Raw genomic sequence first — 12,872 nt, 5'->3', positions numbered from 1 at the left:
TAAACTTCGAATTGGGTAAAAAATCTAAATTTATTGAATTTCCTACCGTTTCAAAAGGAATTTGACTAGCTATTATTGCCTGCTTCTTATCTTGATAATATTCAATTCTGTGTGCCATTTGCCATTTCGAATTGAACGAATATTGTGTAATTACAACCGGACTGTACCAAGTTGCTTTCTCCGTGTTTTGAGAGGAAATATCTTGCAAACCATAATCGAAACCAAGTATAGAATGCCATTTTGTATTCCAAGTTTTGTCCCAATATAGATTACTAAAATAGCGCGTATTAAACTCTTCAGCATACGCTTCCTTGCCTATAAAAGTGCTCCAATTTAACGTGTTTTTGCTATTTGGTTTGTATATCAATTGTGTACCAAATGATGGCGCTAAATTGCTTTTTGCTTTTTCAATACGTTGCCAACCGTTGGTTAGTAATCCAGCTACACTCCATTTTTCATTAAATTGATGATTCAGTTTTACACCCGTCATAAAATAAGGAGAATTTTCGGCAAGTATAGAACGTGTTGCGGTTAAATTAGCGTGAGTTATGGCAGATTCGAAACCAATATAACTGGGCATAATTCCCGCTTCTAAAGTGGTTGTTTTGTTTTTATTTAAAAACACTCCTACATACGCTTCGTTTAAGTATTTGGTTTTTTCGGCAGCGTAATTAGCTTTTACATACGTTCCAGAATGCACCGAAACTTTTGCGTAAACATTTTCATAACTAATTGAAGCTCTTAGTAATGCGATGTTTATATTAAAGTTGTTTTGTTTGTTGTAATTGTATAAAAAAGTTTGTTTGTCTTGTGTTTCAGGCGAATCAAAATCATAGGAATAGTAGGTGTCAATGTAACCTGAAAGCACTATTTTTAATGTTTTTTTTGGATTTTCTTGAGCAAACGAAATTGAGACTATCGTTAAGAAAAATAAGGCAACTGTGTTTTTCATTTTAAATCTTTTTTCTTCGTGTATCAATAATGTGCACAATTTTCCAACTGTTGTTTTCTAATAGCAAAGTAAAGGAATTTGTTCCAATATGACTTTGTTTTTCATTCACATAAAATTCGTAAGGTGTCCAAACGTTTGCCATAGTGCCATCTATTTGGATGTTATAACTTAAAAGACGTTCTTCAATTTTTAGGTTTTTGGGTATAGCTGCTATGGATTTATAAAAATCTGAATTGCTGTCAAATGATAATGTTCCAATGGCGTTTTTTTCGGTTATCGATTGCAGTTTCATGTCTTTATGGCAAACCGATTGTATTTTTAATGTGTCACCGGTTTGTAGGCCTTCAAAAAATGTTGAAATCGTTTGTTTAATTGCCGTTTCTTCTTGTGCGGAAATTCCTACACTAAAACCAAAAAATAGTAAAATAAATACTTGTCTCATAGTTGTTGCATTTTTATTATTGGTATTAAATGTCGAAAAATTGTTACAATCCATATCTTTATATTAATTTTACAAAATATTTCATTCGGTATTTACTGAACACTAAAAACTGATAACTGAACACTAAAGCATATGTCTGTAGCAAAAAAAGATTATAAAAAAATTACAACGAAGTCGTTAATTGATATGAAAGCCAATGGTGAAAAAATTTCTATGCTAACGGCATACGATTACACAATGGCTAAAATTGTAGATACAGCGGGTATTGATGTTATTTTAGTTGGCGATTCGGCCAGTAATGTAATGGCAGGAAACGAAACCACATTGCCAATTACGTTAGACCAAATGATTTATCACGCTAGTAGTGTGGTTAAAGCTGTTGACAGAGCATTAGTTGTGGTAGATTTGCCTTTCGGAAGTTATCAATCGGATCCTAAAGAGGCGTTGCGTTCTTCTATTCGTATTATGAAAGAAAGCGGCGGACATGCTGTAAAATTAGAAGGTGGAAAAGAAATTGAATCCTCTATAAAGAAAATATTAAATGCTGGAATTCCTGTAATGGGGCATTTGGGGTTGACACCACAATCGATATATAAATTCGGAACGTACACCGTTCGTGCAAAAGAAGAGGAAGAAGCAGATCAATTGTTAGAAGACGCTAAAATGTTAGAACGAATTGGTTGTTTTGCTTTAGTTTTAGAAAAAATTCCAGCGAAATTAGCACAAAAAGTAGCTGAAAGTATTTCTATTCCCGTAATTGGAATTGGAGCGGGGAGTGGCGTAGACGGTCAAGTGTTGGTATTACACGATATGGTGGGTATGACGCACGAATTTAGTCCAAGATTCTTACGCAGATATATGAATTTATTTGAAGATATGACAAAAGCTATCGGACAATATGTAGCTGATGTAAAATCGGTTGATTTTCCTAATGCTAACGAACAATATTAGTGATTAGTGACAAGTAATTAGTAAGTAGTTTTTCTGCTAATTATTTATAACAAACACTATTTACTAATTACTATTAACTTATCACTTACATCCCATACAAATGAAAATAGTTTCCGATTCAAAAAATCTTCAAATTCTTCACGAAGACAATCATATAATAGTAGTAAATAAGCGCGTTGGCGATATCGTACAAGGAGATAAAACCGGTGATGAGCCTTTATCGGATATTGTGAAATCGTATTTAAAAGTGGCGTACGACAAACCTGGAGAGGTGTTTTTAGGTGTGGTACATCGTTTGGACAGACCTACTACGGGTATTGTGGTGTTTGCTAAAACATCAAAAGCCCTAACCCGTTTGAACGAAACCTTTAAAAACAGAGAAACGCAAAAAACCTATTGGGCGATTGTGAAAAATGCGCCGCCAAAAACGGAAGATACTTTGGTGCATTTCTTAAGAAGAAATACTAAAAACAATACCTCTAAAGCACATTTAAAAGAAGTACCTGATGCTAAAGAAGCAAAACTATCGTATAAAATAATTAAGAAATTAGATAATTATTACGCTTTAGAAATCGATTTACATACCGGACGTCATCATCAAATTAGAGCACAACTTACTGCTGTAGGTTGCCCAATTAAAGGCGACTTAAAATACGGATTTGATAGAAGTAATCCCAACGGAGGTATTCATTTACATGCCAGAAAATTAGTGTTAACGCATCCTGTTACCAAAGATCCATTAGAACTTATCGCTCCAGTTCCGGACGATGTGTTGTGGAAGTTAGTTTAGGAATAAGGTAAAGGGTATAGGGTGAAAGGTGAAAGGTGAAAGGTGAAAGGAACCCAATACCTAATAACCAACACCCAAATCGTAAATCCCAAATCAAAATAAACTTTACTTATTTGATATTCGGCAAAAATATTTTTTGTACTTTTGATGCTTAAAAATTATTACGATGTCAACAATAACTTTAGGAGGAAATCCTGTAAACACAAATAACGCTTTACCAGCTATTGGTTCTGCGGCACCACAATTTCAATTAGTTGCAACTGATTTATCAGAAGTTTCTTTACACGACTATTTAGGTCAACGTGTTATCTTAAATATTTTTCCAAGTATTGATACGCCAACTTGTGCTACATCGGTACGTACTTTCAATACGTTAGCTAATTCGTTAGCCAACACTAAAGTATTGTGTATTTCTAAAGATTTACCTTTTGCTCAAAAACGTTTTTGTGGTTCGGAAGGATTAGAAAATGTAGTGAACTTATCTGATTTTAGAGATGGAAGTTTCGGAACTGATTATGGTGTTACTTTAATTGATTCTGTTTTAAAAGGATTACACGCAAGAGCGATTGTTGTAATTGATGAAACTGGAAAAGTGGCTTATTCTGAATTGGTTAGCGAAATTGCTAATGAACCAAATTACGACGCGGCTTTAAACGCATAAACCATTGTTATGATTCAAGACAAACGATTTGTTTCTGGCAGAATTAAAAGTATTGGATTTGCTGTAAAAGGTGCCTTTAAATTAGTTTCTACGGAACATAGTATAATGGTGCAATTTTCCATTATGCTTTTAATGATTTTTGCTGGTTTTTATTTTCACATTAGTAGAGAAGAATGGATGCTACAAACCTTAGCTTTCGGTTTGGTATTAGGAATTGAAGGGTTAAATACTGCTGTAGAAAAAATAGCCGATTTTATTCACCCTGAATTTCATGATCGAATTGGTTTTATTAAAGATATTGCTGCTGGCGCTGTTTTGTTTGCCGCAAGTAGCGCATTAACTGTTGGTGCTTTAATTTATGTACCGAAACTATTTAATTTATAGAAATTAATGGCTAAAAAAGAAACTTCAAACGCATCCGATAAAAAATTGCGTACTTCCCTTTTTAAAACCACCCGTGGGCAAAAGTTCGTTGCTGGTTTTTTCTTCATTATAATTGCATTGTTTTTATTATTATCTTTTATATCGTATTATATTTCAGGTAGTAACGACCAAAGTCAAATAAATGAGCTGGCTAATAGAAACGTAGTTGTTGAAAATTGGTTGGGTAAAATAGGGGCTTGGTTGGCTGATTTTTTCTTGTATCAAGGTTTTGGTATCGCTTCTTTCTTATTTGTTAAGATTTTCTTTTTAATTGGTGCGTACTTACTAATTGATTTGCCATTAGGTAAAATAAAAAAATCTACCTTTTGGGATTTGTATGCGATGGTTACCATTTCATTATTTTTTGGACTTATTTGGGAGTATGTTCCTCATTTATCTGGAGTAATTGGTTTCGAATTGCATGATTTAATTCAAGATTATGCTGGGAATATTGGTACGATTATGATTTTAGTCTTCAATGTAATTGTATTTTTAATCTTTAAGGTTAAAGTATCTCCAGACAAACTAAAAGACTATTTAGATGCGAAAGCTTCACCTGTAGCTGTAGCGGATGCTTCTGAGACTGATGAAGAAGCTGTAACACCAATGGGAACTCCAGCATTAGTTGAAGAAGAAGAAGAGGAAACACCTGTTCCGGTAACTTCTTTTAAGAAAAGTCCAATTATTGAAGAAACGCCTGATGAGGAATGGACAAACATGCAAGTGATTGACCGTGATGCGCCATCTGCTTTTGAAATAGATAAAACGGCGTTAAAGCCTACCATACAAAATGCGTCTGAAATTAAATTAGACACACCACCACAAGAAACACCGAAACAACCTGAAATTATTGAAACGGAAGATTCCTCTTTCATTATCGAAAAACCAGAAGAAGAAGATATTGTTGAAGAAAGTATTGCTCAACGTTTGGTGCAGGATTTCGGGGAATTTGATCCAACTTTAGAGTTGTCTAATTTTCAGATGCCTTCTATTGAATTGTTGAAAGATTATTCGGGAGTGGGGATTACCATTAATCAAGCGGAATTAGAAGAAAATAAAAATAAAATTGTAGATACCTTAAAGAACTACAAAATAGAAATCGCTCAGATTAAAGCGACTGTAGGACCTACGGTTACTTTATACGAAATTGTACCAGAAGCGGGTATTCGTATCTCTAAAATTAAGAGTTTGGAAGATGATATTGCCTTGTCATTATCGGCATTAGGTATTCGTATCATTGCGCCAATACCTGGTAAAGGAACTATTGGTATTGAAGTACCAAATGCCAATCCGTCGATGGTTTCTATGAGAAGTGCAATTGCTTCTCCGAAATTCCAACAAGCGGAAATGGAATTGCCTATTGCTTTAGGAAAAACCATTTCTAATGAAACCTTGGTTGTGGATTTGGCTAAAATGCCTCACTTATTGATGGCAGGAGCTACTGGACAAGGTAAATCGGTAGGATTAAATGCGGTATTGACTTCGTTATTATACAAAAAACATCCAGCAGAAGTGAAGTTTGTTTTGGTAGATCCTAAGAAAGTAGAGTTGACTCTTTTTAATAAAATAGAACGTCATTATTTGGCTAAATTACCTGATACAGATGAGGCGATTATTACCGATAATGCGAAAGTAATTAATACGTTAAACTCGTTGTGTTTGGAAATGGACAATCGCTATTCTTTGCTTAAAGATGCGATGGTGCGTAATATTAAAGAGTACAATGAAAAGTTCAAACAGCGTAAATTAAACCCTGAAAACGGACATCGTTTTTTACCGTATATCGTTTTAGTGGTGGATGAGTTTGCCGATTTAATTATGACAGCGGGTAAAGAGGTAGAAATGCCTATCGCTCGTTTGGCTCAATTGGCTCGTGCTATCGGAATTCATTTGATTATTGCAACGCAGCGTCCGTCAGTGAATGTAATTACGGGTATGATTAAAGCCAATTTCCCAGCACGAATTGCCTTTAGAGTAACGTCTAAAATTGACTCAAGAACCATTTTAGATTCAGGAGGTGCTGACCAATTAATTGGTAGAGGGGATTTGTTGTTTTCTAACGGAAATGATTTAATTCGTGTGCAGTGTGCCTTTGTAGATACTCCAGAAGTAGAACGCATTTGTGATTTTATTGGTTCACAGAAAGCGTATGCCGATGCGTATTTACTACCAGATTATGTGGGTGAAGATAGTGGCATAAAACTTGATATGGATATATCAGAACGTGATTCATTATTTAGAGATGCGGCTGAGGTTGTTGTTTCGGCACAACAAGGTTCGGCTTCTTTAATACAAAGAAAACTAAAGCTTGGGTATAACCGCGCTGGACGTATTATTGACCAATTAGAAGCAGCTGGAATTGTAGGACCTTTTGAAGGTAGCAAAGCCAGACAAGTTTTAATAACGGATATGAATTCGTTAGAAATATTTTTTAAGAACGAACAATAGATTGATTACAATATAATGAAAAAATTAGTTACATTATCAGTTATAGCCCTATTTTTAGTGGCGTTTACAACTGTAGAAAATAATCCACCGAAAGAGAAAAATGCAGGTAAAGCGTTATTAGATAAAGTAGTTAGCAAGGCAAAATCGTACAAAAATATGGTGATTGACTTTAAGTATGCTATTAACAATACCGCAGAAAAAATCAATCAGGAGAGTACGGGTAAAGTAATGTTACAAGGGAACAAGTATCATTTATCTTTTATGGGTGTTACAAAACTATTTGATGGAAAGAAAATATACACAATTGTTCCAGAAGATGAAGAGATTACGGTTTCTAATCATGATGAAAGTGATCCCAACACCATGTCACCAAACAAGATATTTACCTTCTTTAAAAAAGGATTTAAATTCGCTATGGACATCAAACAACCTATGGCTGGGAAAACCATTCAGTATGTAAAGCTTACGCCTTCTAGCGTAACGGATAAACGTAAAGAAATCTTAATTGGTATTGATACCAAAACCAATCATATTTATAACCTTATTGAAGTAGGTAAAAATGGTACTAGAACTACTTTAACAGTTTCTTCGTTTAAATTTAACCAAACGTTAGCAAAAAATCAGTTTACCTTTGTAAAAGCTAAATATCCAAATTATTATATTAATAAAGCGGACTAATCTGTAGCATTTACGTATAACTACTCCATGAAAATAATTGATAAATATTTATTAAAATCATTCCTGATTACGTTTGCTACGGTATTCGTAATCCTTTTTTTTATTTTCGTATTGCAAAGTATTTGGTTGTTTATTGCCGAATTAGCAGGTAAGGATTTAGATTTCATGACCATCTTTAAATTTATCTTTTACTATTCGCCTATTATGGTGCCTTTGGTATTGCCTTTGTCTATTTTATTGGCATCTATTATGACTTTTGGTAGCTTTGCAGAAAACTATGAATTTGCGGCAATGAAGTCGGGCGGAATATCTTTAGGACGTGCCATGAAGTATTTAATTGTTTGTTCGGTTTTGTTTAGTGGTATTGCTTTTTTATTTGCCAATAACATCATTCCGGAAGCGCAATACCGTTTTATTAATTTGCGAAAATCCATTATCCAAACCAAACCGGCTATGGCTATTGGTGAAGGACAATTTAGTAAAATAGGTACCACTACCTCAATACATGTAGAAAAGAAATCAGGGGAAAACGGCTCGTTTTTAGAAGGTGTTACGATGCATATGAAGAAAGGGGAGTTTGGAACCGTTACCACCGTTATTAAAGCCAAAAAAGGTGTTTTGAAAAGTGATGAATCGACCAATTTATTGCAATTGGATTTGTTAGATGGGAATTACTACGAAGACATTCAACCTAAAAAGTTTGAAGAACGCGACAAGCTGCCTTTTGCTAAAAGTAGTTTTAAGAAATATACCGTTACAATTGATTTGGCGAAACTAAACGGCGCATCGGATGAAGGTGCTGAGATTGTGAATGCCTACAACATGCTTAATATGAGCGAATTGAAATATACCATTGATTCGTTACAAAAGACGTTTAACAAAGATGTTGCCTCGTACAGTGATAACTTAGATAAAAGTGCTGAAAGTCTTGCTATGGTGTATAATGTGCCCGTGTCCTCTTCTGTAGTGGTGCCTAAGAAGATTAAAATATCTGATGATTTACTTGATTTGTTTCCAACAGATAAAAAAGCGATGGTGTTGGATGTAGCGAAAAACAATATTAACAATACTATTTTTACTTTGGACGGATATAAAACCGATTTGGAGTTTAAACAAAACAATATTAACGACCACTGGATTGGGTATTACGATAAAATACTAATTGCCTATTCGTGTTTGTTGATGTTTTTTATTGGTGCTCCGTTAGGTGCCATTATTAGAAAAGGCGGGTTGGGCTTGCCTATTGTATTTGCGATATTGATTTTTATAATCTTTAATTTTGCCAATACTTTTGGTAAGAAATTAGCCGGACAAGATGCCATTCCTCCGTTTATTGGAGTTGCAGCGGGTGCTTTGATACTAACCCCATTTGCGATATTATTTACGTACCGAGCTACTAAAGATATGGGATTGACTATCGATTTAGATTGGCTGATAACCCCTATTAAAAAAATGTTTACGAAACAAAATACTAATTCGCTACCAGGCGAAAACATTACAACTAATGAGTCATAAAATACAACTGAATACCATAGAAGAAGCCATTGAAGATATCCGTCAGGGTAAAATGATTATTGTGGTAGATGATGAAGATAGAGAAAATGAAGGCGATTTTTTAGCCGCTGCTGACAAAGTTACGCCAGAAATGATCAACTTTATGGCTACGCACGGAAAAGGGCTTATTTGCGTTCCGTTAACCGAATCGAGATGTAAGGAATTGGAATTGCATACCATGGTGACGAACAATACGGACAACATGGAAACGGCATTTACAGTTTCTGTAGATTTAAAAGGGAATGGGGTTACCACCGGTATTTCTGCTGCCGACCGTGCTAAAACTATTGAAGCCTTAGTGCATCCAGATACCAAACCTTACGAATTGGGACGACCAGGACATATTTTTCCTTTAATTGCCCGTCAAGGTGGGGTGTTACGAAGAACAGGACACACAGAAGCAGCCATTGATTTTGCCCGTTTGGCAGGGTATTCCTCAGCTGGTGTCATTTGTGAAATTATGAATGATGATGGTACAATGGCACGTTTACCAGAATTGGTTGAGGTGGCGAAGAAATTCGATTTGAAATTGGTTTCTATTGAAGACTTGGTGGCGTACAGAATGCAACATGACAGTTTGATTAAGAAAAAAGAAGACTTTGAAATACAAACCCGTTTTGGAACGTACCGTTTGCGTGCGTATTTGCAAGTTACGAACAAACAGGTGCATATTGCTTTAACTAAAGGAAGTTGGAGTATGGGGGAGGCCATTTTAACCCGTATTAACTCTACGCAAGTCACGAATGATATATTGGGTAGTTTAACCGATACCTTAAATAAGAAGTTAGAAGATATCTTTAAGAAATTTGAATCGTATGAGAAGTGTGCGATTTTGTTTATTAATCAGGAAATGCAGTCGGTGGAATTGTTGGATCGTTTGGCCGAGTTGAAACGCTTGCAAGCGGCAGGTGATTTTACGACACCACGAATTGCTGTAGATACAAAAGACTTTGGTATTGGTGCGCAAATTTTACATGATTTGGACATCACTAAGATTAAGTTATTAACCAACTCTTACCAAAACAAACGTGTGGGAATGATAGGTTACGGCTTAGAAATAACCGAATATTTGAATTATTAATTAAAAACGCAGGTAGTAAATATTGACTATCAGCTATTTAATAAAAACTTCTAAAAAAAGTAATGCAATTGTTTTTTTAATAGAAAAAACCTTTTATATTTGCACTCGCAATACGAAAGTAGTGCACGTCTTATTGGAGAAATGGCAGAGCGGTCGAATGCGGCAGTCTTGAAAACTGTTGACTGTAACAGGTCCGGGGGTTCGAATCCCTCTTTCTCCGCCAGCTGAAAAGCAAATTGAACTAAAACCCTTAAAATCGTATGATTTTAGGGGTTTTTTCTTTTTATCACATATCAAAATATTCATTCATTCGTGAACCAAAAGGGATAAAATCGGTTACCCTAAAAAAAACCTAATCTAGGGTAACCGATTTTTGTCTCAGACTAACATTCACAAGGCTTTACAGCCAGTTCAACAACCAGTTTAATAACTGTACATCTTGTGGATTAGTCATATTGAAGTTACATTTAATAACACTAAAAAGGTCACCACAATGAAAACAAAAGTATCAATTCTCTTTTACACAAAGAGAGCAAAAGCAGCCGCAAATGGTTTAGTTCCTATCTATACCAGAATTACAATCAATGGAAAACGTTTTGAACAAAGTACAAACCGCTTTGTAGAAATTTCTAAATGGTCTACAGAAGGTAACAAAATGAAAGGCACTTCAGAAGAAGCTCGTTTAATAAATAATCATCTCGATTTACTCAAAAATCAAATACGAGATGCTGAAATGGAATTAATCCATAAAAAGGCACCAGTTACTATTGAAACAATTAAGAGCAAACTTTTAGGTATTGATGAAAGAGCAAGAATGCTTGTACCCATATTCCAAGACCACAATAACAAAATAAAAAAGCTTATTGGAAAAGAATATGCTCCGGGCACTTTAGAACGCTATACCACCTCATTGAAACATACCATTGAGTTCATGCAATGGAAATACAACGTTTCGGATATCGATATTACAAAGATTGATCATGCTTTTGTTACCGATTATGAATTCTGGCTTCGAAGTGTTAGAAACTGCGCAAACAACACAGCGGTTAAATACCTAAAAAATTTCAATAAAATCATCAAACTTTGTTTGGCCAATGACTGGCTAGATAAAAATCCATTTGCTAATTACAAATCAAAAGTCAAAGAAGTGGAGCGCGTGTATTTAACTGAAGAAGAAATCCAATCCATAATTGAAAAAGACTTTAAAACAGAAAGATTATCACTTGTACGCGATATCTTCCTTTTTAGCTGCTTTACAGGTCTAGCCTACATTGATGTCAAAAACCTAACAAAGTCGCATATAAGCTATGGTATTGACGGTGAAAAATGGATATTCACGCACAGACAAAAAACGGAAAGTGCTTCCAAAATTCCAATCCTTCCAGTTACACAAATGATAATCGACAAATACGAAAACCATCCGCAAAGTAATAACGAGGATAAACTACTTCCTATTTTATCGAACCAAAAAATGAACGCTTATTTAAAAGAAATAGCATCAGTTTGTGAAATCGAAAAAGAATTAACCTTTCACATTGCCCGACATACCTTTGCAACAACGATAACGCTAACTAACGGCGTGCCTATAGAAAGCGTTAGCAAAATGCTAGGTCACAAAAACCTGCGCACTACACAGCATTACGCCAAGGTTTTAGATAGAAAGGTAAGTGAGGACATGAAAATGCTCAAGGACAAGTTCTCGCATAACAATATGCTTTCAAAAACTTCTTAGAGGGTGTTTTTTGAATTAATAAATACGTATAAACACGTATATATGTATACTTTGTAATATATAATTTTAAAAAAAAATATTACACTAAATGGTATTTTAAATTTTAAGAACAATTTAGTAGCAAACTTATGTAAACAATTTCATGACAATATTTAATTATATTTGATAAACAATTAAAAATAACACTCTATGAGAAATTTAATTTTAACTATTACGTTAATAATACTGCAAAGTTGCAGCAAAGACAATAACGTAACTAAAAACCCAACGTTTACCTTACCGCCTGAAACTCAAATAGGAGCAAACACTTTTGGCGTTACTATTAATGGCAAAGTATATATACCTAGAGATCCAACAGGAGGAGGGGTACTGGGAAGTGGCAAAGGAATGGTTTTATGGGGTACATCAGATAATTCTTGGTATGAATTAGAAATTAAAGATGGTGCAAGTTCTGTTGGTTTTAATATGGTTATTCATATGGAGCCATTGATATCAACAGGACAGATTACACTAAAACAAAGCAATTTTCAAGATAACATAGATAGTATTAGAAATAGTCATATTTATTTTAAAATATGGGATAGCAATATTAGTAATTATGCGTATTATGGTTCTGTTGAAAATGAATGTTTTTTAAATATTACAAGATTAGACAGTGGAATTTTATCTGGAAAATTTTTCGGAAAATTTTTCCGCTATGACAATCCTAATAATTTTATTCAAATTACAGATGGTAGATTTGATATTAATGGTTTTACCTTACCTAATCATCCTTTTCCATAAAACCTTATAAATTATGAAAACAACAACAATCTTTTGTATGCTATTTTTACTTTTATTAAGTTCTTGTGTTACAACAAAAATTAATGCAAGTAACAAGCAAGATTATTATGTTCTAAAAGAAAACAACCTATATATTATTAAAACTAAAAGTATAGGCACTATTAGGCACTTTAAGTTTATTAACGAAACAAATGAAAGTATAATTGGTATTTACCAAAATAAAGAATTAAAAGTCACCAAAACTGATATTATGAAAATTAATAAATTCAGTTTAGAAAAAACTGCAGTTGCTGTGATGCCTCCTTTAATTATTGTAACAATTCTATCTTTATTAAATTCATATGGTAACTGGAAATACAACTATCAATAAATAATAA

The 12,872-nt window shown here is 34.1% G+C and carries 13 protein-coding genes and 1 tRNA gene; 12 read left to right on the top strand and 2 right to left on the bottom strand.

What is annotated here, in order from left to right:
* Both KA468_RS04535 and KA468_RS04530 read right to left on the bottom strand, forming a co-directional pair.
* Nucleotides 1-952 (bottom strand): outer membrane beta-barrel protein (locus KA468_RS04535; RefSeq protein WP_291241746.1); only part of this gene is annotated, 952 nt, incomplete at its 3' end.
* 1 nt (nucleotide 953) lies between these two features.
* Complete coding sequence (locus KA468_RS04530) at nucleotides 954-1,394, bottom strand: nuclear transport factor 2 family protein (RefSeq protein WP_291241745.1); 441 nt, start codon at nucleotides 1,392-1,394, stop codon at nucleotides 954-956.
* 132 nt (nucleotides 1,395-1,526) lie between these two features.
* Between KA468_RS04530 and panB the strand changes: the two genes are divergently transcribed.
* The 12 genes from panB to KA468_RS04470 all read left to right on the top strand — a co-directional run bounded on the left by panB (nucleotide 1,527) and on the right by KA468_RS04470 (nucleotide 12,865).
* Nucleotides 1,527-2,345, top strand: a complete 819-nt coding sequence (gene panB, locus KA468_RS04525) for a 3-methyl-2-oxobutanoate hydroxymethyltransferase (protein ID WP_291241744.1) — start codon at nucleotides 1,527-1,529, stop codon at nucleotides 2,343-2,345.
* A gap of 100 nt (nucleotides 2,346-2,445) precedes the next feature.
* Nucleotides 2,446-3,135, top strand: a complete 690-nt coding sequence (locus tag KA468_RS04520; protein ID WP_291241743.1) for an RluA family pseudouridine synthase — start codon at nucleotides 2,446-2,448, stop codon at nucleotides 3,133-3,135.
* 166 nt (nucleotides 3,136-3,301) lie between these two features.
* Complete coding sequence (gene tpx, locus KA468_RS04515; RefSeq protein WP_291241742.1) at nucleotides 3,302-3,796, top strand: thiol peroxidase; 495 nt, start codon at nucleotides 3,302-3,304, stop codon at nucleotides 3,794-3,796.
* A 3-nt stretch (nucleotides 3,797-3,799) separates the two neighbouring features.
* Nucleotides 3,800-4,180 carry a diacylglycerol kinase family protein gene (locus tag KA468_RS04510; protein ID WP_291241747.1) on the top strand — a complete coding sequence of 127 codons (381 nt, stop codon included), beginning with the start codon at nucleotides 3,800-3,802 and terminating at the stop codon, nucleotides 4,178-4,180.
* Between the two features lie 6 nt (nucleotides 4,181-4,186).
* Nucleotides 4,187-6,667: a DNA translocase FtsK gene (locus KA468_RS04505; RefSeq protein WP_291241741.1), complete on the top strand. Its 2,481-nt coding sequence runs from the start codon at nucleotides 4,187-4,189 to the stop codon at nucleotides 6,665-6,667.
* A gap of 15 nt (nucleotides 6,668-6,682) precedes the next feature.
* Complete coding sequence (locus KA468_RS04500; RefSeq protein ID WP_291241740.1) at nucleotides 6,683-7,345, top strand: outer membrane lipoprotein carrier protein LolA; 663 nt, start codon at nucleotides 6,683-6,685, stop codon at nucleotides 7,343-7,345.
* A 27-nt stretch (nucleotides 7,346-7,372) separates the two neighbouring features.
* Nucleotides 7,373-8,860: an LptF/LptG family permease gene (locus tag KA468_RS04495; protein ID WP_291241739.1), complete on the top strand. Its 1,488-nt coding sequence runs from the start codon at nucleotides 7,373-7,375 to the stop codon at nucleotides 8,858-8,860.
* Nucleotides 8,850-9,980 (top strand): 3,4-dihydroxy-2-butanone-4-phosphate synthase, encoded by a 1,131-nt coding sequence (gene ribB, locus KA468_RS04490; RefSeq protein ID WP_291241738.1) that lies wholly within the window; start codon nucleotides 8,850-8,852, stop codon nucleotides 9,978-9,980. Before KA468_RS04495 ends, ribB begins: the two co-directional genes overlap by 11 nt.
* A 135-nt stretch (nucleotides 9,981-10,115) precedes the next feature.
* Nucleotides 10,116-10,203: transfer RNA gene (locus KA468_RS04485), tRNA-Ser, on the top strand.
* A 270-nt stretch (nucleotides 10,204-10,473) separates the two neighbouring features.
* Entirely contained in the window at nucleotides 10,474-11,712 is a 1,239-nt protein-coding gene (locus KA468_RS04480; protein ID WP_291241737.1) for a site-specific integrase, read from the top strand.
* 189 nt (nucleotides 11,713-11,901) lie between these two features.
* Nucleotides 11,902-12,495, top strand: coding sequence for a hypothetical protein (locus tag KA468_RS04475; RefSeq protein WP_291241736.1), 594 nt, complete (start codon nucleotides 11,902-11,904; stop codon nucleotides 12,493-12,495).
* A 13-nt stretch (nucleotides 12,496-12,508) separates the two neighbouring features.
* Nucleotides 12,509-12,865, top strand: a complete 357-nt coding sequence (locus tag KA468_RS04470; RefSeq protein ID WP_291241735.1) for a hypothetical protein — start codon at nucleotides 12,509-12,511, stop codon at nucleotides 12,863-12,865.
* The last annotated feature ends 7 nt before the right edge of the window (nucleotides 12,866-12,872 follow it).

This window comes from Flavobacterium sp. (genome assembly GCF_017985075.1).
GTDB lineage: Bacteria > Bacteroidota > Bacteroidia > Flavobacteriales > Flavobacteriaceae > Flavobacterium.
This window is presented reverse-complemented; position numbering and strand designations above follow the sequence as displayed.